Below are 19473 nucleotides of genomic sequence, written 5' to 3'. Positions count from 1 at the left end.
ATGGGTGGCAGGACGCTGATCGACATCTCCCGGATGCGCGCGCTCGAGCGCACGTCGAGCATGGACGCGCTGAGCAACGAGATCGATGCCGTGCTCGGCCCTCTGGCCATCACGTCCTGGTTCTACGCCGTCGACCTGCCGCTGGTGAACGACCACGCGCATCAGGTGAGGATGGGCACCTATCCGGAAGCGTGGGTGGAACACTACTTCGCGCAGGATTACATCAGCATCGATCCGATCATCAGCCATTGCCACGACCATGCCACGCCGCTGGCCTGGGACGATGCGCAACAGCTCGATCGCCGCGTCGTCGATCCGCATCTGCAGAAGATCCGCCTCCTGTTCGGGGAAGCGCGCGAATTCGGCCTGGGATCCGGGGTCAGCGTGCCGCTGCACGGACCCGGCGTGTCCTGGGGCCTGATGTCCTACGCATCCGACACTCTTACCGCGAAGGACTTCAACGAGATGTTGCCCGAGCTGCACCTGCTCGCGCACTTCGTGCATGAAGCCGCGCGCCGCTTCGCGCGGTCGAAGACGCCCGCGCAGTTGCCCGCGCTGACCAAGCGCGAGCGGGAATGCCTGTCGTGGGCGGCCGAAGGCAAGACCAGCTGGGAGATCGGCCAGCTCCTGAACATCAGCGAGCGCACGTCGATCTTCCACCTGCAGAACGCGACGCACAAACTCGGCGTCAGCGGTCGCCAGGCCGCCATCGCACGCGCCGTCTCGCTCGGACTGATCGTCTCCACCTTCCGCAACTGAGCGCCTGAGCCCGCGGGCGCGATCGCCCGCGATCCACCCGGTTCGCGCAAACCCGGTCGACAACCATGAATTGATTGTCGTCGATTGCTTTCGATTGCAGCCGCCTGTGCGCAAGCCCATGGGAGATCGGCGTCGATCGCCGGCGATCGGCACGTTTGAGAACACGATTACCCGGCAAGGATCAACCTGTCAGGTCGATCAGCTGCAAGAACCGACAGGGCATCCGCTCCACTGGCGTCTCCTCACCACACCAAGGAGACACCATGACCCGTATTGCCATCGGCCGCGCAGGCGAACCCGACCTCAACGCCACCCTTCTGGACAGCATGTACCGGCTGCGCAGCGAGATCTTCCACGAACGCCTGGGCTGGGAGGTCCGGGTGGAACACGGACGCGAGCACGACTGGTTCGACCTGATCGGCCCGCACTACCTGATCGCGCACGAGGACGGCATGCAGGCGCTCGGCTGCTGCCGGCTGCTGCCGACCCTGGGGCCGAACATGCTGCGCGACATCTTCCCGTCGCTGCTCGACGGGGCGCCGGCGCCGGCCGCAGCGTCGACCTGGGAAATCAGCCGCTTCGCGATCAGCACGCGCTGCGCGGGCGACGGCTTCGGCTTCGGCGACCTGCCCGCCGCGATGCTGGCGGACCTGTTCCATTTCGCCGACTCGCGAGGCGTCGAAGAGATCGTCGGCGTGACCAGCGCGCCGATCGAGCGGATGCTGCGCCACCTCGGCCTGCACGTGGAGCGACTCGGCGCCCCGCGCCGGATCGGCCGGGTACTCAGTCTCGCTTTCCGGATGTCTGTCGGCGACAACCTGCCGGTCGCCGCACGCATCAGCGGCAGCGCGCCTGCACTCGACATCGCCCGCGCAGCCTGATCGAAGCGCGGCGACGCACGCGCCCTCGCCCGCCGACGACGCAGGCAGGCACGCAGACGGCCCACGACGGTCCTTGGGGAGACACTCGACGCACGCCGGCTGCGCAGGCAGCCGGCGACGTCGGGGGCATCGGCGTCATGCCATGGCGTCGCGCAGGCCCAGACGTGCCTGCGCGGCGCACCCTGCCTCAGGCGACCTGCGCGACCTGGTGTGCCGGCGCCATCGGGGCCGCTTCGCCATGGCGCTCGCGGAGCAGGGCCGCCGTGCCGTCCCACAGCGCGCGCCGGGCCGCCATCGCCTCCCGGGCGGCCTCGCGGGCATGCGCCAGTCCGTCGGAATCGCGCGCAAGCTCGGCCTGGATCAGGCGGCTTGCGGCCGGGCCATGGCTGTCGCCGTCCAGCTCGATGTGGCGCTGCAGGTAGTACACGAAACCCGGCGCCTGGCCCTCGCTGAGGCCCCAGCGGTCGAGCAGGCTCTGGAACATCGGGGGAATGACGTTCTCGCGCCCGTAGAAAAAGCTCGACATGACCTCCAGCGTGCTGCCACGCAGGCAGGTGCCGATCGTGTGCCCGACGAAATCGCGCACGAACTGCGGCACCTCGGCGCGGGCGAACGCGTCGTCCAGGGAAGCGCCGCTGCGCAGCACGGACAGGAAGTGCTCGAACTGCGCGGTCGGCGCCCCAACATCGCGCATCGCCTTCAGGTAGAGATCCAGATGACTCGCCGGACGCCCGTCCGCATCGACATCGCTTTCCTCGGCGAGCACGATGTCGTTGATCAGCCGCGCGGCTTCCGGATTGCTCGGCGGCATCCACGGCAATTCGACGCAGGTCAGGTCGCGCTGCAGTCGCTTCGCCAGCGACATGAAGTCCCAGACCGCGAAGACATGCACCTGCATGAACGAACGCAGGGCCTCGACATGCGCGATCTCCGCGAACACCGGGTGCGTCTCCAGCTCGTGGCGAAGACGGCGCATTGCCGGGGTCAGCACCACATCCACTTCCTGTTTCATGTGTTCTCTCCTGATCCGATCATGGTGTGAAAACAGACGGGAATGCCCGATATCGACCATCCATGGCCGACCGGACCGCCGGACCGGCGCCTGCGCCGGTCCCTGTCCCGCGGAAAGCCGGCAAAGGCCTCCCGCAGGCGATACATCCATGTGTCGCCAAACCTGTCGTGATCGTTGGAGAGCCGGGGCCTCGCCCCGACCGGTCGTCAGACCGGGTGGTAGAGCGGATACAGACTGCCTTCCTCGCGCTGGATGCGCTGGGTGAGCAAACCGCCTACCGTCTTGTAGTCGTTCATGAACTCGTCGCGCAGCTTCTGGTCGAAGGTCTCGACCTGATACTTCTTCACGAAGTCCACCACGCCGCGGGCGATCGCGTTCATTTCGCGACGGAAGCTGCGCACCAGGGCGGAGCTTTCCGGGTCGTGCTGCATCGCGTTTTCGACGTAGTTGTAGAAGCGCACGTTCTCGGCGATCAGATGCCCTTCCAGGTGCACCTTGAACGCATTGAGCATCTGCGGAATGGACTGGAAATCGCCCTGCTGGGCAGTTTCGCCGATAGCGCCGAAAAGCTTCACGAGATCGACGTGGTCGCGCTTCAGCGCCGGGACGAGTTCTGGATCGTAAGTGATGCCGAATCCGGTTCGGCGTTGTTCCTGGCTGGGAATGCCCTGCGGCAGGGCCTGCGACCTCGGTCCCTGACCACCACCCAGCAACTTCCTGATGAAATCGAGCACAACTTCCCCTGTATGTTCATTGCCGGCATCCACCAGCGTTGGCGAACATAGCCGCAGGCCACGGGGGTCGGGTACCTGTAAGGAATGACAGGTACGACGAATGCCCGCTCGGGAGTGATTACAAGGTCATGGAATGCTCGTCATTCTGCGAGCAAGTGCGTATCCGCTACATCCCGCCATCAGGCCATGGACGGACTGTGCCGCCTGTGGAACGACAGCATGCGCACGCTCTTCCCGAGACAGGCCCGTCATTGCGGGACCACGAAACGAAAAAAAGCCTGCCGTGAAGGCAGGCTTTTCGAAGATGGCAGCCCCGGATGGATTCGAACCACCGAATGCCTGAGTCAGAGTCAGGTGCCTTACCGCTTGGCGACGGGGCTGTAGTGCTGCGGGGGCGCATTGTAACGCCAAACAGGCGAAACAAGGAACTCCCCCGCAGGGGCCGGGAGCGGACTCCCGGCATGTTCCGAAGCGATCAGCGCTTCGAGAACTGGGTGGCGCGACGTGCCTTGTGCAGACCGACCTTCTTGCGCTCGACCTCGCGGGCGTCGCGGGTCATGAAGCCGGCCTTGCGCAGCTCGGACTTCAGGGTTTCATCGTACTCGACCAGCGCGCGGGCGATGCCCAGGCGGATCGCACCGGCCTGGCCGGTGGTGCCGCCGCCGGTGGCGGTGACGACGATGTCGAACTTGTCGGTCGTCTTGGTCAGTTCGAGCGGCTGGCGGACGATCATGCGGGCGGTTTCGCGACCGAAGAATTCGTCGAGCGGACGCTCGTTGACGGTGATGTTGCCGGTGCCCTTGCGCAGGAAGACGCGGGCGACGGAGGACTTGCGACGGCCGGTGCCGTAATTCTGCTGAGTAGCCATCGTTTAGATATCCAGGACTTGCGGCTGCTGGGCGGCGTGCGGGTGTTCGGAACCCTTGTACACCTTGAGCTTCTTGTACATGGCGCGGCCGAGCGGATTCTTCGGCAGCATGCCCTTCACGGCGATCTCGATCACGCGCTCCGGGTGGCGCTCCAGCGCCTGGGCCAGGTTCTCGGTCTTCAGGTTGCCGATGTAGCCGGTGAAGCGGTGGTACTTCTTGTCCAGCAGCTTGTTGCCGGTCACCACGATCTTCTCGGCGTTGATCACGACGAAGTAGTCGCCGGTGTCGACGTGCGGGGTGTAGACGGGCTTGTGCTTGCCGCGGAGGCGGTAGGCGAGCTCTGCGGCAAGGCGACCGAGGGTCTTGCCGGAGGCGTCGACGAGGTACCAGTCGCGCTGGACGGTCTCGTTCTTGGCGATGAAAGTCTTCATGGAGAACTCTGAGGAATGGGGTGCCTGGTCGGGCTGGTTCCGGCCGCCCCCGTGCTGCCGGGACGACTGAACTTCACCGCGCGTTGTCTTGCGTGAAGCGCTTCGCGAGCCGCAGGCGCGGGCCGCAAAGAGGCGGAATGATAGCCCCCGCCCCGGGGCGCCGCAAGTCCGGGCAGCGCCCGCCCCTGGATCACGCCATCCGGGGCCCGCCCGACTCGCGTGGGCGCCGGGCATGCCGGAAGATGTGCGGGTGACCGACGCCCTGCCCTGCCCCGATCCCGACACCCCGTCCCTGCAGGCGCTGACGGACCGTTGCGTGCAGTGCGGGCTGTGCCTGCCGACCTGCCCGACCTACACCCTCGACGGCCTCGAAAGCGAGTCGCCGCGCGGCCGGATCGCGCTGGCGCGGGCGTTGGACGACGGCCGTCTCGTGCCGACCCCGGCCACGGACGCGCACCTGGACCATTGCCTCGGCTGCCGGCGCTGCGAGGCGGTCTGCCCGGCACGGGTGGAGTTCGGCGCGATCCTCGTCCGCGCCCGCGCCGGCCAGCGGGCTCGGCGACGCCCCGGGCTTCGGCAGCGCGGTGCGGAATGGCTGGCTGCGCGCCCGCAGACCCTCTCGTCGCTGCTGGGACTCTATCGTCGGGCCTGGCCCCTGCTTCCGGAAGCGGCCCGGCCATTGCCCCGGCCGCCTGCCCGACCGATGCGCGCGATGGAAAAGGCGGACGGCCCGGCGGTGGCGATCTTCACCGGCTGTGTCGCACGTAGCTACGAGACCGGCCTGCATGCCGCCATCGCCCGCCTGCTGGCGGCGCTCGGCCAGCGCGCGGTCTTCCCCGATGGCCAAGGCTGCTGCGGCGCCCTGCATGCGCACGCCGGGGATGCCGACACGGCCGCCGCACTCGCCGCACGCAACCGCGCGGCCTTCGCCGGTATCGCCACCGTGCTGACCCTGGCCAGCGGCTGCCACGAGGCGGTCGCCGGGGCTGTGCCGGGGGCCCGCGATGCGATCGACCATCTGGCCGAGCATGCCGACAGCCTGCGCTTCGTCCCGCGCCCGGAGCGCGTCGCCCTGCACCTGCCCTGCAGCCAGCGCAACGTCGTCGGCAGCGACGCCACGCTGCGCCGCCTGCTGGCGCGCGTGCCCGGACTGGAGATCGTCGTCCTCGACGCCGGCTTCGGCTGCTGTGGTGCCGCCGGGACGCAGATGCTGACCAACCCGGAGCGCGCGGACCGGTTCCGCCAGCCGCTGCTGGCGCAGCTGGCCGCCAGCGGCGCGACCCGGCTGCTCAGCGCCAACATCGGCTGTCGTCTGCACCTCGGGAGGGGCATCACGCTGCCGGTCCAGCATCCGCTCGAACTGCTGGCCGACGGCCTGGCATGACCTGCCTGGTGTGACACGCTTCCGGCGAAGTTCGGCATGGTTTGGACGATAATGCCGGCATGACCACGACCCGCCGCCTGTCCCCGCTCGATCGCCTGATCGTCGACGCCCAGAACGCACTCGACACCGTGGCCGGCTCGCCCCGCGCCGCGCGCCCCAATCCCGGCGATGCCGAGGCCGAGGTCGTGCTGGACGAGGCCGAGCGCCGCCATGCCGCCGGGCTGATGCGCATCAACCACGTCGGCGAGGTCTGCGCGCAGGCGCTGTACGTCGGCCAGGCGGCGGTGGCCCGCGACGAAGGCACCCGTGCGCAGCTGCTGGCTGCGGCGCAGGAAGAAACCGACCACCTCGCCTGGTGCGCCGACCGCCTGCGCGAGCTGGACAGCCGCCCCAGCCTGCTCAACCCGGTGTGGTACGCCGGCAGCTACGCCATCGGCGTGCTCGCCGGGCTGCGCGGCGACGGCTGGAACCTCGGCTTCGTGGTCGAGACCGAGCGCCAGGTGGAAGCCCATCTCGAAGAGCACCTGCAGACCCTGCCGGCCGCCGATGGCCGCAGCCGCGCCATCCTGCGGGTCATGAAGGACGACGAAGTCCGCCATGCCGAGCATGCCCGCGAGGCCGGGGCGAAGATCCTGCCGCCGCCGGTGCCGACCGTGATGGCGCTGGCGTCGAAGGTGATGAAGACGGTCGCCTACCGGCTCTGACCTGCGCCAGGCACGGTCAGCGCGAGAGCAGCTTCAGGCCGGCCACGCCGGCGACGATCATCGCCAGGCAGGCCAACCGCGCAGGCGAGGCGCTCTCGCCGAACGCGGTCATGCCGACCAGGGCTACGCCGATCGCGCCGATACCGGTCCAGACCGCATAGGCCGTGCCCAGCGGGATGCCCTCAAGGGCACGCGTGAGCAGCCAGAAGCTGATCGCGGCGGCCAGCGCGGTGAACAGGGTCGGCCAGGGGCGGGTGAACCCCTCGGTGTGCTTGAGGCCCAGGGCGAAGGCGATCTCGAACAGTCCGGCCAGGAACAGGTGCATCCACGACATGGTCGTCTCCAGGTGAATCCGGAGCCGTCGCGCTTTCGGCATGCCGAAAAGCGAAACGGCGGCCCGGAAGGTCCGGACCGCCGTCGGTCGTTCGGTTCGCGCATCGTCGAGATGTCGCGTGCGGGTCGTCCCGCGAGGTGGCGCAGGGTGGCACGGGTGCGATGACCCGTGCCTGACCCGTCACTCGGCCAGGTTGCGGCCGTGGTAGAGCTCTTCGATCTCCCGCTTCAGGCGCGCCTCGATCTTCATGCGTTCCTTGAAGGACAGGTTCTTGGCCTTCTCCTCGAACAGATAGGTGTCGAGGTCGAATTCCTTGAGATGCATCTTCGTGTGGAAGATGTTTTCCTGGTAGACGTTCACGTCGAGCATCTCGTAGCGCGACTTGATGTTCTTGGCCAGGTAGTCCTGGATCGAGTTGATCTTGTGGTCGATGTAGTGCTTCTTGCCCTTCACGTCGCGGGTGAAGCCGCGCACGCGGTAGTCCATGATGACGATGTCGGACTCGAAGCTCTCGATCAGGTAGTTCAGCGCCTTCAGCGGCGAGATCACGCCGCAGGTGGCGACGTCGATGTCGGCGCGGAACGTGGCGATGCCGTTGTCCGGATGGGTTTCCGGATAGGTGTGCACAGTGATGTGCGACTTGTCCATGTGCGCGACCACCGCGTCGGAGATCAGCTCCTTGCCGGCATCCTTCTTGTCGATCACCGGCTCCTCGGAGATGAGGATGGTCACCGACGCGCCCTGCGGGTCGTAGTCTTGGCGGGCGATGTTGAGGATGTTGGCGCCGATGATCTCGGCGACGTCGGTCAGGATCTGCGTCAGGCGGTCGGCGTTGTACTCCTCGTCGATGTACGCGATGTAGCGCTGGCGCTCCTCCTCGGAGACCGCGTAGCAGACGTCGTAGATATTGAACGACAGCGCTTTGGTCAGGTTGTTGAAGCCTTGCAGCTTCAGACGCGGCAGCGGCTTGACCACGGCATCGGTTCCTTGGGGTACGGAGGTAGGGGGCGCGATTATGCGGCAGAGGGGGGGGCGGCGCCACCGTTTGCCGGGCCGGCCCCGGGAATCCGCAGCCCGGGCTGACGGGCGGGCGGGCCGGGACGCGGGCCGGGGGCTGAAAGCCACGGTTTGCCCGGAACCGAACAAAAGCCTACTCTTGCCCATTCCTTCGCTCTGGCTCGCATGAACACATCCCCCGTGGCCACGCTGACACCTCTCCGCCGAAACGCCAACCCGCTCGCTCCGACGGTCGCGACCATCGAGCGTTTCCTGTCCCACTGCCACCGTCGCCGCTACCCGCCGCGGACCGAGGTGTTCCGCCCGGGGGATCCGGCCGGCACCTTGTATTACGTGATCTCCGGTTCGGTCAGCATCATCACGGAGGAAGACGACGGGCGCGAGCTGGTCCTGGGCTACTTCGGCCCGGGCGAATTCGTCGGCGAGATGGGCCTGTTCGTCGAGAGCGACCGCCGCGAGGTGGTGCTGCGCACCCGCACCCGCACCCAGTGCGAACTGGCGGAAATCGGCTACGAGCGCCTGTACCAGCTGCTGGAAGGTCCGCTCGGCAACGACGCCGCCCAGCTGATCTACGCCATCGGCGCCCAGCTGTCCCGGCGCCTGCTGGACACCAGCCGCAAGGCCGGCCGCCTGGCCTTCCTCGACGTCACCGACCGGATCATCCGTGCCCTGCACGACCTGACCCGCGAGCCGGAAGCCATGAGCCACCCGCAGGGCACCCAGCTGCGCGTGTCCCGCCAGGAGCTGGCGCGCCTGGTCGGCTGCTCGCGCGAAATGGCCGGCCGCGTGCTCAAGAAGCTGCAGGCCGACGGCAAGCTGCACGCCCGCGGCAAGACCGTGGTCGTCTACGGCACCCGCTGACCGGCCTCGCCTCCCGGTGACGCACCCCGCCATGCCCGGCCCGCCGCCGGAGGACATCGACCTCCGCGGTGCTATCCCCGGCGATGCCGGGGACGTGGCGGCGCTGCTCACGCAGCTTGGCTACCCCTGCGAGCCCGACGACGCCGCCGAGCGCATCAGCACCGTCCAGCACAACGACCGCCAGGCCCTGATCCTGGCCCGCAGCCGTGGCGTCGCCTGCGGCCTGCTCGCCCTCGACTTCATGTACTACCTGCCGCTGGGCACCACCACCTGCCGGGTCACCGCCCTGGTGGTGGCCGAGGATGCCCAGGGCCAGGGCGTCGGTCGCCTGCTGCTGCGCGACGCCGAACGCCGCGCCCGCCTCGGCGGCGCCGCCCGCCTGGAAGTCACCAGCGCCGGGCACCGCACCGAGGCCCATGCCTTCTACCGCGCCTGCGGCTTCACCGAGGGCGCCGTGCGCTTCGTGAAGCTGCTCGGCGACTGACCCGAGCACGACCCGAGCCCCACGCCCATGTCCGACACGACCACATCGATGCACTGCCCGAAGTGCCACGCCGCCATGCACGCGCTGGAAGGCTTCGAGGAAGCGGTCGTCCATCGCTGCGAAAGCTGCCGGGGCATGTGGTTCGAGATCATGGCGCACGAACAGCTGCGCGAGGATGCCGCACGCATCGACCTGGGCGAACCCGCCGCGCCGGCCGAGGGCGAATACTTCGACCCGACCGCGCCCGCCGCGACCCGACTGCTCTGCCCGGCCTGCGAACACTATCCGCTGGTCCACATGGTCGATCCGCACCAGCCGCACATCCGCTTCGAAAGCTGCAAGTTCTGCTACGGCCGTTTCTACGACGCGGGCGAATTCAAGGACTTCGTCGACGACAGCGAATACGACAGCGCCTTCGACAAGCTGCTCAAGAAAGTCTCGGCCGCGCTCGCGGACTGACGTTATCGCCGACGCCATTTTCGGGGACGAAAAACGGCGGCGATCAGCCCCGCTCCAGCACCGGCGGCAGCGGACAGTGCAGGACGGCGCAGACGGTGCGCAGCAGTTCGGATTCGGCGACGCCGATGCGGCCGTCGTGGCTGACCGCCGCGGTCACCGCTTCGACCAGCAGCTGCTTGGCGTGCGGTTCCAGCGCATCGAGCACCGGCCACACCGGCTCCAGCGCCGTCACGCCCTCGCTCGGTACGACCAAATCGAGGTCGTCGCGCGGCAGCACGCGCTGCATGCCGGCGAGATAGGCACGCTGCGCGTCCTGGCCATCGTCGTGGCCGGCCCGCGCGACCACCGAGAGCAGGGTCGCGATCTCGCGGCGGGCGTCCGCGATGCGGCGACGCCCGAACTGCCGCTGCCGCGAGGGATCCAGCGATGCGCGGACCTGCATCCTCAGCAGCGTGCCGAGACAGTACTCGAACACCGAGACGCGGGCGTCGGCGTTGACCGCGGCATGGATGGCATCCAGCACGCGACTCATCTCCGGCCGCGGCCTGCGGCACAGCACCGGAAAGCACAGCGAGGCCAGCGGCAGGCGCAACATCGGATGCAGGTCGACCAGATGCTCGTCGCGCAACGCCGTCGCCATCACCGCGCGATCGCGCCCCAGGCGCGCGGCGATCTCGGCATGCTGCCTGTCGCGCACGGATGCATCGGCGTCGAGCAGCAGCGCGAGCACCAGCGTGACCACGTCCTCGCGCTGCGCCGCCAGCGCACGCAACGCTTCGGGCAGTTGCGCGGCGATGATGTCGGCACGACGGTAATCGTCCGGCTGCGGCTGCGCGACCTGCGCCGCGACCAGCGCCGGGGCGACCTGCATCGCGCCATGCGTCGGCGGCAGCACGCCGGTCGCGGCACCGGCCAGGCCCAGGCGCAGGTCTTCCTCCAGGCCATGCGGCGGTTCGCTGCGCCAGCGTAGCGACAGCTGGCCCAGCTGTTCGCTGCCGAAGCCCGGTTCCAGCGCCTGGATGCGCTGCAGCAGCGGTGGATGCGTCGCGAACAGCCCGCGCAGGCCCACGCCGTCGCCGAACAGCATGTGGCTGACTTCCTCGGCGTCGCCGGCATGTTCGAGCTTCGCGCCCTCGTGCAGGCCCGCGATCTTCTTCAGCGCGCCGGCGAGGCCCGTGGTCTGCCGCGTGAACTGCACGGCAGATGCATCAGCGAGCAGCTCGCGCGATCGGCTGACACCGGCCTTGATCATGCGTCCGAAGAACAGACCGAGATAGCCGATCGCCATCGCGACCAGCGCCGCGACCACCACGGCCGCGGCATCGCGACCGCGTCCGCCGAAGCGGCCGTGTTCGAGGATCCTGCGGCCGATCAGCGCGATCATCAGGATGCCGAACAGCACGCCGATCAGGCGGATGTTCAGGCGCATGTCGCCGTTGAGCACATGACTGAACTCATGCGCGATCACGCCCTGCAATTCGTCGCGATTCAAGCGCTCCAGCGCACCGCGCGTGACCGCGACGGCGGCATCGGCGGGCGTGTAGCCGGCGGCGAAGGCGTTGATGCCGGCCTCGTGCTCCAGCACGTACAGCTGCGGCATCGGCACGCCGGAGGCGATCGAGATCTCCTCGACCACGTTGCGCAGCCGGCGCAGCTGCGGATCACGGCTCTGCTCCGGCACCGGTGTGCCGCCCATCTGCAGCGCGATCGCCGCACCGCCGCCGCGCAGGCTGGCGATACGGTACAGCGAGCCCAGGCCGATCACCGCCACGGTCAGCACCGACACGGCGACGAGGACCGCGCCGATCTGCGCGGGCGTGCGCACATCGCTGCCCGCGAGGGCGATCCACACCACCAGGTCGATGGCGCAGACGATGCCGAGCACCGCGAACGAGAACAGCAGGACGAGGCGGAAGGAGGCCCTGCGCGCGGTGGCCTGGCGTTCGAAGAAATTCATGGGCGGAAGCGTGCCCGGTCCAGCGCCTGCATCGTGCTCAGAACTGCACCTTCGGCGCTTCGCGTACCGCTTCGAGGCGATCAGCCGGGATGGCCAGCTGCACGGCGGGCACGAAGTCGAACATGCCTGCGACCAGGCTGGACGGGAAGACTTCACGCCGGTTGTTGTAGGCCATCACCGCGTCGTTGAAGGCCTGCCGGGCGAACGCGACCTTGTTCTCGGTGCTGGTCAGCTCCTCGGTGAGCTGCATCATGTTCTGGTTGGCCTTGAGGTCCGGGTAGGCCTCGGCCACGGCGAGCAGCCGGCCCAGCCCCGCATTCAGCTCGCCCTGCGCGGCGGCGAGCCGGGCCATGGCTTCGGGATCGCCGGGGTGGGACTTGGCGGCGGCAAGCCCGGACTGGGCGGCGGCGCGCGCGGCGACCACGGCATCCAGGGTCGCGCGCTCGTGCTGCAGGTAGCCCTTGGCGGTCTCGACCAGGTTCGGGATCAGGTCGAAGCGACGCTGCAGCTGCACGTCGATCTGGGCGAAGGCGTTCCTGTATCCGTTGCGGGCGGTCACCAGGCCGTTGTGGATGGCGACGACGGCCAAGGCCAGCACGACAAGAATTGCGAGCAGGATCAACAAAATAAGCATCGAAGCTCCCCTTGTTCATGCAAATCGCGGTGCAGGCGCTATGATCGCCCGAAGGCCGAGCCGCGACCCGCGGCCCGGCCCGTGCCCGGGCCGCCGTTGGTTACGCCGAAGACGCGCCCCGACTTCCGCTACAGACATGACCCGCAGGCGAAGCATACGCAGGGGGGGCGCACGATGAAAGCCAGACACAGACCGACCACGCGCAGGCCGCATCGCATCCGTGGCGTCGTCGCCGCGAAGGCGGGCCTGATCGCCCTGCTGCTGCCGATGGCCGCAGGCCTCTCGGCGCAGACGCCGCTGCACTGGGACGGCGGCCAGCAGCCGAACGCGGGCAGCGCGGGCATGAACGGTGTGTATTCGCCGAAGGCGACGATGGCCCGCATGTATCCCGGCGCCGGGCTGCGCATCGCGCCGCTGGCCGAGGGCTTCGATGTCGCCGAATTCGAACGCCTCGCGCAGGGCCTGGTCGACAGCAGCAAGGTGCCCGGGCTCGCGATGACCATCGTGCAGGGCGGTCGCGTCGTCAGCGCGCGCGGCTACGGCATCACCGACGTGAACCAGCCGGAAGTCGTCGACGCGCATACCGTGTTCCGACTCGCCTCGCTCTCGAAATCCTTCGCCTCCACCGCCGCCGGCATGCTCGTGAGCAACGGCCGCCTGCGCTGGGACAGCTCGGTGATCGACTACTACCCGTCGCTGCGGTTCTCCGAACCGCGCGCGGCCTACCAGCTCACCCTCGCCGACGTCCTGAGCCACCGCGTCGGCATTACCTCGAACGCGTTCGACCGCGACCTGGAGCGCAACGCGGAATACGCGTCGCTCGTGCAGAAGATCGCCTATGCACCGATGAAGTGCGCGCCCGGCGAATGCTATGCGTACCAGAACATCGCCTACAGTCTGGTCGGCGACGTCGTGCAGGGCGCGAGCGGCCTGCGCTTCGAGGACTGGGTGTCGCGGAACCTGTTCAAGCCGCTGGGCATGCATGACGCCAGCTACGGCCTCGACGGCATCACCGGCAGTCCGCGCTGGGCCAAGCCGCACGTGCGCGCCAAGGCCGGCTGGAGCCCGGTGTTCCCGAAACCGACGTACTACCGCGTCGCACCGGCCGCCGGCGTGAACGCGAGTGCCACCGACATGGCGCAGTGGCTGCTGGCGCACAACGGCTACCGCCCCGACGTGCTGCCGCCGTCGCTGCTGGCCACGCTGCACGCCCCGCTGATCGACACCCCGGCCGAGCTGCGCGGATCGTCCTGGCGTCGCCAGCGCCTCAACGCCGCAGGCTACGGCCTGGGCTGGCGGATCTTCGACTACGCCGGCCATCGCGTGGTCTTCCACGGCGGCGCGGTGCAGGGCTATCGCGGCGTGGTCGCACTGATGCCCGAGCGCGACCTCGGCGTCGCGATCATGTGGAACGCCAACAGCAACGCGCCCTCCGGCCTGCTGCCGACCATCCTCGACCGCGCCATCGGCGTGACGCCGCAGACCTGGATCGAAGGCGAATCCGAACCGCTCGAAGAGGGCCTCTACGTACAGGGCCTGCCGAAGCTGCCGGACAGCGACACGCGCAGCGGCGGATCGGAAGCGTCGGTCTCGAACGCCAAGCCGCACTGAAGCACAGGTCCAGCGAAACCACGACGGCCGCGGAGCGATCCGCGGCCGTTCCTTTTGCGGCGACCACGGATGCACAGCGGACCGACAACGACCAGGAGGCGCACGTCTCCCGACGCCGCGCATAAAAAAACTCCCTCTCCGCCTGGGCTATCGCGGAGAGGGAGTTTCGGTGTACCGCTAATCGGGGTGTTGCTTACATCATCGGCGCCGGAGCGGCCGGAGCAGCCGGAGCGGCCTTGCGGGCGCGCTTGACAACCTTCTTCTTGGCGGCCTTCTTGGTGGCCTTCTTTGCAGTCTTCTTGGCAGTCTTCTTGGTCGCCTTCTTGGCGGCCTTCTTCGCGGTCTTCTTGGCAGCCTTCTTCGCCGTCTTCTTCACGGCCTTCTTTGCGACCTTCTTCTTCGCGACCTTCTTGGCGGCCTTCTTGGCGGTCTTGCGGACGGCCTTCTTGGCGGCAGCCTTCTTCACGGTTTTCTTGGCCGCCTTCTTGGCGGTTTTCTTGGCAGCTTTCTTAACAGCCATGGTATGGCTCTCCTCGTCAGTGGACTTGCGTTGGGTCACGCCCAGACAACAACAGGATCGCGGGAGTCGGACCCGCCACCCACCGCCGGCGCACAAGGCAAGCCGGTACGGATTCCTTCCGGGTCCGCGCCTGCGGCGCCCGGGTAATGAGAGAGACCTGTCGCCGACGCCGGTGTCGCCGCCGCCATCCCGTGCGGGGCAAGAGAAAACCCGGGACCGGTTCGGTCGCGGGTTCGGCGATGCGATCGTGGTCGATCGGATGCAGCTTGGTTTTTCGCAGAGGAGACGAAGCCTGTTTCCATCGGACCGGTTTCGTTCGAAACCCGGACCCGGACGGAAGATCGGATTGTGCTTCGCGTTGTTGTCTTGAGGGGACTCACTCGCTTCTGCAATGACGACACTTGGGGCGAAACCTAATCACGGTTTTTTCAACTGTCAACACCCCGCACCGGGAAATCCGCGCGAGCGCGCGCGCTGTTCGCGTCGCACCCGACCTGCGGCGCGCGCCTGCGCGTATCGGCACGGATGCGCACGCCGTGCGCATGCGTCTGTTCCTTCGGATCAAAACATCTTTTTTTCAGCGGTTTCGTGTTTCACGCGGGAAACATCGACGGAAGAACACAGGCGGCGGCGACGGCACGGCGGGCATGCCGGGGCGCGACGGAACGGTGGTGAACGGCGGCTGCATTTTTTTTCGTCGAGCGGTCGCTTTTCGGCGCCGCACAACCCCGATTGCGCGAAATTGCGCGAGCCGTTCGGCAGCGTGCGACGGCGATCGACGCATGCCGGAGCGACGACGACGCACATGTTCGGGCAACGAACCGGGCGACGAATCGGTACGACCGGAGGCATCCGCGATGCACGATCGATGCACGCCATGATCGGCATGGCGTCGCCGTGCCGACACCGTGTCGCGACGTTCGCATCGCCCACCGCGTCGACGATCGGTGGTGCGCAGCAGCGATCGTCGGCGGCATCGGCGACCGACGAACGGCACGATGCGCGACGCATCCGTCTGCCGGAAACGAAGAAGCCGCCCGCGTTTCCGCGGACGGCTTCTGGTTGCGCCAGGTCGGGCGCGATGTCGCGATGCGATCAGTGCTCGTCGTCTTCGAGCAGCTCGGCGTAGTCGTCCGGGCCGAGCAGTTCGTTGAGCTGGTCGGGTTCCTCGGCCTCGAGGACGTAGAGCCAGCCTTCGCCGTAGGCGTCTTCGTTGATCGTTTCGGGCTTGTCGGCCAGCGCCGCGTTGACGGCGACGACGGTGCCGCTGACCGGGGCGTAGACGTCGGAGGCGGCCTTCACCGACTCGACGACGGCGCAGGCGTTGCCGGCTTCGACGCGATCGCCGACGTTCGGCAGCTCGACATAGACCAGGTCGCCGAGCAGGCCCTGGGCGTGGTCGGAAATGCCGACGGTGATCTTGCCGTCGCCTTCGACGCGGGCCCATTCGTGGGACTTCATGAATTTCAGGTCGCCGGGGATCTCGCTCATCGGGGGGCTCCGCAGGGGGTAGTGGAAGTAGTGGGGATGGGGAATGGGATTAGTGTAGAAGCGCGGCGGCGGCGGTCAAACACTTTCCTGCGCCTTGCCGTCGCGGACGAACGGAAATTTCACGACGCGCACCGGCACTTCGCGGCCGCGGATGTCGACGCGCACGTCGCCGAGTTCACCGGCCGGCACGCGGGCGAAGGCGATGGCCTTGCCGAGCGTCGGCGAGAAGGTGCCGGAGAGGATCTCGCCGTTGCCGGCGGCGGTGAGCACGGTCTGGCCGTGGCGCAGCACGCCCTTCTCGTCCATCACCAGGCCGACCATCTGGCGCGGCACGCCGGCGGCCTTCTGCGCTTCGAGCGCGGCGCGGCCGGTGAACGCCCGGCCTTCGTCGAGCGAGACGGTCCAGGCCAGCGCGGCCTCGTACGGCGACACGGTCTCGTCCATGTCCTGGCCGTAGAGGTTCATGCCCGCTTCCAGGCGCAGCGTGTCGCGCGCGCCGAGGCCGGCCGGCTTCACGCCCACGGCGAGCAGCGCATCCCACAGCGCGACGGCATGCTCCTGCGCGACGACGATCTCGAAACCGTCCTCGCCGGTGTAGCCGGTGCGGGCGACGAACAGCGGCACGCCGTCCTGCGTCACCGCCTCGGTGGCGACGAACTTGCCGATCTTGCGCGCGGCCGGCGCGGTGTCGGCGGAGAGCAGGCCGATGACCTTGTCGCGCGCGTTCGGACCCTGCACCGCGATCATCGCCAGTTCGGGACGCTCGGTGACGCTCACGTCGAACGGCGCGGCCTGGGCGTTGATCCACGCCAGGTCCTTCTCGCGGGTGGCGGCGTTGACGACGAGGCGGAAGAAGTCCTCGGCGAGGAAATAGACGATCAGGTCGTCAATGACGCCGCCGTCGGCGTTGAGCATGCAGGTGTAGAGCGCCTTGCCGGGCTTCTGCAGCTTGTCGACCGAGTTGGCGACGAGCGTGCGGAGGAAGGCGCGGGTCTGGTCGCCGCGCAGGTCGACCACGGTCATGTGCGAGACGTCGAACATGCCGGCGTCGCGACGGACCTGGTGGTGCTCGTCGATCTGCGAGCCGTAGCTGATCGGCATGTCCCAGCCGCCGAAGTCGACCATCTTCGCGCCGAGGGCGCGGTGGGCGTCGTTGAGAACGGTCTTCTGGGTCATGCGCGTTGCCGGGATGTGGGGAGGGGTCGGCATTATCCCAGAGCGGGCCAGCCCCTGTGCGGGCTCATGACGATTGGTCACAAGACGGGGGCGCATGGTGGCGCCCCATCAGGTCAGAGACCGAAGCCCTCGTTGATGCAGTCGACCTTCCCGGGCGCCACGGCGACCAGCCTGCCCGTCGCGAGGTCGTATCGCCGCGCCCAGCGCACGTCGCGGGAGATCTCGTCGTCCCGGTGACGGACGGAAGCAATGACGCCAGGCGCATCCACGCCGTCGATCCGGCACGTGCCGATATGGAGGTCATAGCCCGCGCGCGGCTTCGGCACGGCGACCGCATCGGTCACCTCCCAGCGCGCCTGCGTGGCTCCGCTGTCGATGTTGCGGGACGCCACGATCCACTGCGGGACAGACGAGCGTTCGGCGTCGGACAACCGATGCCCGAGCACGGCGATCGAGTGATCGCACACATGCGCGAGGCCCGGCCCACCGGCGATGCAGCTCCCCTGCAGTTCGTCCAGCCCGCCGGGATACGGCGGCAGCGTCCTGCCGACGAGGCTTGCGCCGTCGATCCGTTCGGCAGCGACGATGGACGAGGCCGGGAGGAGCATGGCGGCAAGAACGATGACGACACGTGGCAACAGCGAAGGCATGGCGGTTCTCCGGCAAGGGGGATCAGTCGACCGCTTCCACCTGCAGCGTCATGCCGTCGGCGCCGACGATGCGCACGCTGGCGCCGGCCGGGAGGTCGGGACCGCGGACGGTCCAGTAAGCATCGGCGATCTGCACGCGGCCAGTGCCGCGTTCGATCGGCGACACCAGCGGCACGATCTGGCCGATCAGCTGCGCGGCGCGACGATTGAGCGCGGGTTGATCGCTCTCGGGCTCGTCCCTGCGGAACCAGGTGCGGTAGACCTGGATCGACACCAGGCCGAGTACCACGAACAGGATCGCCTGGAGCAGGAAACTCAGGCCGGGGATCAACCAGACCACGATCATCACCGCGCTGGCAGCGAACGCGAGCCAGAGCATGAATGCGCCCGGCGCCAGCACTTCCAGGCCGAACAGCACCAGGGCGAACACCGCCCACGCGGCGACGTCGAAACGCAGGTCCAGGTCCATCCCTCAGCCTCCGCGCGGCATCGACGGCGGCTTGCCGCCGGACTGCTGGTGGCTCAGCGCTTCCTTCGCCAGTTCGGTGATGCCGGCGAGCGAGCCGAGGATGCCGGCGGATTCCATCGGCAGCATGACGAACTTCTGGTTCGGCGCCTCGGCCAGCGCCTTGAAGGCTTCGATATACTTCTGCGCGATGAAGTAGTTGATGGCGTTGACGTTGCCGCTGGCGATGGCGTCGGACACCATCTGCGTCGCCTTCGCTTCGGCTTCGGCGAGGCGTTCGCGGGCCTCGGCATCGCGGAACGAGGCTTCGCGCCGGCCTTCGGCTTCCAGCACCGATGCCTGTTTCTCGCCTTCGGCGCGGAGGATTGCCGACTGGCGCACGCCCTCTGCTTCGAGCACGGCGGCGCGCTTGTTCTGCTCGGCCATCTTCTGCTGCTGCATCGAGGCGATCAGGTCGCGCGGCGGCTGGATGTCCTTCAGCTCGATGCGGTTGACCTTCAATCCCCACGGGTGGGTGGCGTGGTCGACGGCGGCCAGCACGCGGCTGTTGATCTCGTCGCGCTTCGACAGCGATTCGTCCAGGTCCATCGAGCCGATGGCGGTGCGGATGTTGGTCATCACCAGGTTGAGGATCGCCACTTCGAGCTGGGCGACCTCGTACGCGGCCTTGGCGGCGTCGAGCACCTGGAAATAGACCACGCCGTCGACCTTGACCACCGCGTTGTCCTTGGTGATCACGTCCTGGCTGGGGACGTCCATCACCTGTTCCATCATGTTGATCTTGCGGCCCACGCCGTAAAAGATCGGGATCAGGAAATGCAGGCCCGGACTGAGCGTGCGGGTGTACTTGCCGAAGCGTTCGACCGTCCATTCGTAGCCCTGCGGCACCATGCGCACGGCCTTGAAGAAGATGATGACGCCGACGATGACGAGGACGACTGCGAGGAACTGACCCATCTGGAACCCTCCCTGCTGGAATGGGGTCAGTATAGGCCCGGACCGTGGCGGGACCACGGCGCCCCCGCGACCGCCTGCGACC

At 68.0% G+C, this 19473-nt stretch carries 23 protein-coding genes and 1 tRNA gene; 8 read left to right on the top strand and 16 right to left on the bottom strand.

What is annotated here, in order from left to right; genetic code table 11:
• Both ACFQ0E_RS06725 and ACFQ0E_RS06720 read left to right on the top strand, forming a co-directional pair.
• Positions 1 to 759: a LuxR family transcriptional regulator gene (locus ACFQ0E_RS06725; protein ID WP_386822903.1), complete on the top strand. Its 759-nt coding sequence runs from the start codon at positions 1 to 3 to the stop codon at positions 757 to 759.
• Between the two features lie 263 nt (positions 760 to 1022).
• A complete protein-coding gene (locus ACFQ0E_RS06720; RefSeq protein WP_386822902.1) occupies positions 1023 to 1640 on the top strand; it encodes an acyl-homoserine-lactone synthase in 618 nt (205 codons plus the stop codon).
• A gap of 187 nt (positions 1641 to 1827) precedes the next feature.
• Here ACFQ0E_RS06720 and ACFQ0E_RS06715 read toward each other — a convergent pair whose 3' ends face one another.
• The 5 genes from ACFQ0E_RS06715 to rplM form a co-directional block, all read right to left on the bottom strand.
• Positions 1828 to 2652 carry a DUF3050 domain-containing protein gene (locus ACFQ0E_RS06715; RefSeq protein ID WP_386822900.1) on the bottom strand — a complete coding sequence of 275 codons (825 nt, stop codon included), beginning with the start codon at positions 2650 to 2652 and terminating at the stop codon, positions 1828 to 1830.
• A gap of 206 nt (positions 2653 to 2858) precedes the next feature.
• Positions 2859 to 3386 (bottom strand): hemerythrin domain-containing protein, encoded by a 528-nt coding sequence (locus ACFQ0E_RS06710; protein WP_386822898.1) that lies wholly within the window; start codon positions 3384 to 3386, stop codon positions 2859 to 2861.
• 305 nt (positions 3387 to 3691) lie between these two features.
• Positions 3692 to 3766 (bottom strand) — tRNA-Gln (locus ACFQ0E_RS06705).
• Between the two features lie 95 nt (positions 3767 to 3861).
• Positions 3862 to 4254 carry a 30S ribosomal protein S9 gene (gene rpsI, locus ACFQ0E_RS06700; RefSeq protein WP_386822897.1) on the bottom strand — a complete coding sequence of 131 codons (393 nt, stop codon included), beginning with the start codon at positions 4252 to 4254 and terminating at the stop codon, positions 3862 to 3864.
• A 3-nt stretch (positions 4255 to 4257) separates the two neighbouring features.
• Complete coding sequence (rplM, locus tag ACFQ0E_RS06695; protein ID WP_137852662.1) at positions 4258 to 4686, bottom strand: 50S ribosomal protein L13; 429 nt, start codon at positions 4684 to 4686, stop codon at positions 4258 to 4260.
• A 250-nt stretch (positions 4687 to 4936) separates the two neighbouring features.
• On the opposite strand from rplM, the gene ACFQ0E_RS06690 reads away from it, so the two are divergent.
• A complete protein-coding gene (locus ACFQ0E_RS06690) occupies positions 4937 to 6070 on the top strand; it encodes a (Fe-S)-binding protein (RefSeq protein ID WP_386822896.1) in 1134 nt (377 codons plus the stop codon).
• Positions 6071 to 6129: 59 nt separating this feature from the next.
• On the top strand, positions 6130 to 6774 hold the full coding sequence (coq7, locus tag ACFQ0E_RS06685) for a 2-polyprenyl-3-methyl-6-methoxy-1,4-benzoquinone monooxygenase (protein ID WP_386822894.1): 645 nt from the start codon (positions 6130 to 6132) through the stop codon (positions 6772 to 6774).
• 16 nt (positions 6775 to 6790) lie between these two features.
• Here the strand turns inward: coq7 and ACFQ0E_RS06680 are convergent, their stop codons facing one another.
• Together ACFQ0E_RS06680 and speD are read right to left on the bottom strand one after the other, a co-directional pair.
• Entirely contained in the window at positions 6791 to 7108 is a 318-nt protein-coding gene (locus ACFQ0E_RS06680; protein WP_386822892.1) for a DMT family transporter, read from the bottom strand.
• 180 nt (positions 7109 to 7288) lie between these two features.
• A complete protein-coding gene (gene speD / locus ACFQ0E_RS06675; protein ID WP_137852666.1) occupies positions 7289 to 8083 on the bottom strand; it encodes an adenosylmethionine decarboxylase in 795 nt (264 codons plus the stop codon).
• Between the two features lie 207 nt (positions 8084 to 8290).
• Here speD and crp point away from each other — a divergent pair, with 207 nt between their 5' ends.
• Genes crp through ACFQ0E_RS06660 form a run of 3 tightly spaced genes read left to right on the top strand, consistent with a single transcriptional unit; the run spans position 8291 to position 9929 of the window.
• On the top strand, positions 8291 to 8986 hold the full coding sequence (crp, locus tag ACFQ0E_RS06670) for a cAMP-activated global transcriptional regulator CRP (protein WP_386822891.1): 696 nt from the start codon (positions 8291 to 8293) through the stop codon (positions 8984 to 8986).
• Positions 8987 to 9017: 31 nt separating this feature from the next.
• A complete protein-coding gene (locus ACFQ0E_RS06665) occupies positions 9018 to 9470 on the top strand; it encodes a GNAT family N-acetyltransferase (RefSeq protein ID WP_386822890.1) in 453 nt (150 codons plus the stop codon).
• A gap of 27 nt (positions 9471 to 9497) precedes the next feature.
• A complete protein-coding gene (locus ACFQ0E_RS06660) occupies positions 9498 to 9929 on the top strand; it encodes a zf-TFIIB domain-containing protein (RefSeq protein WP_386822889.1) in 432 nt (143 codons plus the stop codon).
• Between the two features lie 43 nt (positions 9930 to 9972).
• Here the strand turns inward: ACFQ0E_RS06660 and ACFQ0E_RS06655 are convergent, their stop codons facing one another.
• Positions 9973 to 11886 (bottom strand): M48 family metallopeptidase, encoded by a 1914-nt coding sequence (locus ACFQ0E_RS06655; protein WP_386822887.1) that lies wholly within the window; start codon positions 11884 to 11886, stop codon positions 9973 to 9975.
• A gap of 37 nt (positions 11887 to 11923) precedes the next feature.
• Positions 11924 to 12520, bottom strand: coding sequence for a LemA family protein (locus ACFQ0E_RS06650; RefSeq protein WP_386822886.1), 597 nt, complete (start codon positions 12518 to 12520; stop codon positions 11924 to 11926).
• Between the two features lie 267 nt (positions 12521 to 12787).
• Between ACFQ0E_RS06650 and ACFQ0E_RS06645 the strand changes: the two genes are divergently transcribed.
• Entirely contained in the window at positions 12788 to 14131 is a 1344-nt protein-coding gene (locus tag ACFQ0E_RS06645; RefSeq protein ID WP_386824066.1) for a serine hydrolase domain-containing protein, read from the top strand.
• Between the two features lie 193 nt (positions 14132 to 14324).
• On the opposite strand, the gene ACFQ0E_RS06640 is transcribed toward ACFQ0E_RS06645, so the two are convergent.
• The 7 genes from ACFQ0E_RS06640 to ACFQ0E_RS06610 all read right to left on the bottom strand — a co-directional run bounded on the left by ACFQ0E_RS06640 (position 14325) and on the right by ACFQ0E_RS06610 (position 19391).
• On the bottom strand, positions 14325 to 14651 hold the full coding sequence (locus ACFQ0E_RS06640) for a hypothetical protein (RefSeq protein ID WP_386822885.1): 327 nt from the start codon (positions 14649 to 14651) through the stop codon (positions 14325 to 14327).
• A gap of 561 nt (positions 14652 to 15212) precedes the next feature.
• The gene (locus ACFQ0E_RS06635) at positions 15213 to 15662 is read right to left on the bottom strand and encodes a hypothetical protein (protein WP_386822884.1); all 450 of its coding nucleotides are present in this window, start codon (positions 15660 to 15662) and stop codon (positions 15213 to 15215) included.
• Positions 15663 to 15746: 84 nt separating this feature from the next.
• Positions 15747 to 16142 carry a glycine cleavage system protein GcvH gene (gcvH, locus tag ACFQ0E_RS06630; protein ID WP_386822883.1) on the bottom strand — a complete coding sequence of 132 codons (396 nt, stop codon included), beginning with the start codon at positions 16140 to 16142 and terminating at the stop codon, positions 15747 to 15749.
• 75 nt (positions 16143 to 16217) lie between these two features.
• The gene (gene gcvT, locus ACFQ0E_RS06625) at positions 16218 to 17318 is read right to left on the bottom strand and encodes a glycine cleavage system aminomethyltransferase GcvT (RefSeq protein WP_386822882.1); all 1101 of its coding nucleotides are present in this window, start codon (positions 17316 to 17318) and stop codon (positions 16218 to 16220) included.
• Positions 17319 to 17431: 113 nt separating this feature from the next.
• A complete protein-coding gene (locus ACFQ0E_RS06620) occupies positions 17432 to 17968 on the bottom strand; it encodes a hypothetical protein (protein WP_386822881.1) in 537 nt (178 codons plus the stop codon).
• A 22-nt stretch (positions 17969 to 17990) separates the two neighbouring features.
• Positions 17991 to 18425: an NfeD family protein gene (locus tag ACFQ0E_RS06615; RefSeq protein WP_386824064.1), complete on the bottom strand. Its 435-nt coding sequence runs from the start codon at positions 18423 to 18425 to the stop codon at positions 17991 to 17993.
• Between the two features lie 15 nt (positions 18426 to 18440).
• Complete coding sequence (locus ACFQ0E_RS06610) at positions 18441 to 19391, bottom strand: SPFH domain-containing protein (RefSeq protein WP_386822880.1); 951 nt, start codon at positions 19389 to 19391, stop codon at positions 18441 to 18443.
• Positions 19392 to 19473: the final 82 nt, after the last annotated feature.

The sequence above is a fragment of the Lysobacter brunescens genome (genome assembly GCF_042677005.1).
Classification (GTDB): Bacteria; Pseudomonadota; Gammaproteobacteria; order Xanthomonadales; family Xanthomonadaceae; genus Lysobacter_I; species Lysobacter_I brunescens.
The sequence above is the reverse complement of the archived record's forward strand: the minus strand, read 5'-3'. Positions and strand labels throughout refer to the sequence as shown.

What these genes read in the sequence shown, in the direction of transcription:
- ACFQ0E_RS06725 (WP_386822903.1), top strand. Translation starts at nt 1, where the DNA reads ATGGGTGGCAGGACGCTGATCGACATCTCCCGGATGCGCGCGCTCGAG.
- ACFQ0E_RS06720 (WP_386822902.1), top strand. Translation starts at nt 1,023, where the DNA reads ATGACCCGTATTGCCATCGGCCGCGCAGGCGAACCCGACCTCAACGCC.
- ACFQ0E_RS06715 (WP_386822900.1), bottom strand. Translation starts at nt 2,652, where the DNA reads ATGAAACAGGAAGTGGATGTGGTGCTGACCCCGGCAATGCGCCGTCTT.
- rpsI (WP_386822897.1), bottom strand. Translation starts at nt 4,254, where the DNA reads ATGGCTACTCAGCAGAATTACGGCACCGGCCGTCGCAAGTCCTCCGTC.
- rplM (WP_137852662.1), bottom strand. Translation starts at nt 4,686, where the DNA reads ATGAAGACTTTCATCGCCAAGAACGAGACCGTCCAGCGCGACTGGTAC.
- coq7 (WP_386822894.1), top strand. Translation starts at nt 6,130, where the DNA reads ATGACCACGACCCGCCGCCTGTCCCCGCTCGATCGCCTGATCGTCGAC.
- ACFQ0E_RS06680 (WP_386822892.1), bottom strand. Translation starts at nt 7,108, where the DNA reads ATGTCGTGGATGCACCTGTTCCTGGCCGGACTGTTCGAGATCGCCTTC.
- crp (WP_386822891.1), top strand. Translation starts at nt 8,291, where the DNA reads ATGAACACATCCCCCGTGGCCACGCTGACACCTCTCCGCCGAAACGCC.
- ACFQ0E_RS06665 (WP_386822890.1), top strand. Translation starts at nt 9,018, where the DNA reads ATGCCCGGCCCGCCGCCGGAGGACATCGACCTCCGCGGTGCTATCCCC.
- ACFQ0E_RS06660 (WP_386822889.1), top strand. Translation starts at nt 9,498, where the DNA reads ATGTCCGACACGACCACATCGATGCACTGCCCGAAGTGCCACGCCGCC.
- ACFQ0E_RS06655 (WP_386822887.1), bottom strand. Translation starts at nt 11,886, where the DNA reads ATGAATTTCTTCGAACGCCAGGCCACCGCGCGCAGGGCCTCCTTCCGC.
- ACFQ0E_RS06650 (WP_386822886.1), bottom strand. Translation starts at nt 12,520, where the DNA reads ATGCTTATTTTGTTGATCCTGCTCGCAATTCTTGTCGTGCTGGCCTTG.
- ACFQ0E_RS06645 (WP_386824066.1), top strand. Translation starts at nt 12,788, where the DNA reads ATGGCCGCAGGCCTCTCGGCGCAGACGCCGCTGCACTGGGACGGCGGC.
- ACFQ0E_RS06640 (WP_386822885.1), bottom strand. Translation starts at nt 14,651, where the DNA reads ATGGCTGTTAAGAAAGCTGCCAAGAAAACCGCCAAGAAGGCGGCCAAG.
- ACFQ0E_RS06635 (WP_386822884.1), bottom strand. Translation starts at nt 15,662, where the DNA reads ATGCGTCGCGCATCGTGCCGTTCGTCGGTCGCCGATGCCGCCGACGAT.
- gcvH (WP_386822883.1), bottom strand. Translation starts at nt 16,142, where the DNA reads ATGAGCGAGATCCCCGGCGACCTGAAATTCATGAAGTCCCACGAATGG.
- gcvT (WP_386822882.1), bottom strand. Translation starts at nt 17,318, where the DNA reads ATGACCCAGAAGACCGTTCTCAACGACGCCCACCGCGCCCTCGGCGCG.
- ACFQ0E_RS06620 (WP_386822881.1), bottom strand. Translation starts at nt 17,968, where the DNA reads ATGCCTTCGCTGTTGCCACGTGTCGTCATCGTTCTTGCCGCCATGCTC.
- ACFQ0E_RS06610 (WP_386822880.1), bottom strand. Translation starts at nt 19,391, where the DNA reads ATGGGTCAGTTCCTCGCAGTCGTCCTCGTCATCGTCGGCGTCATCATC.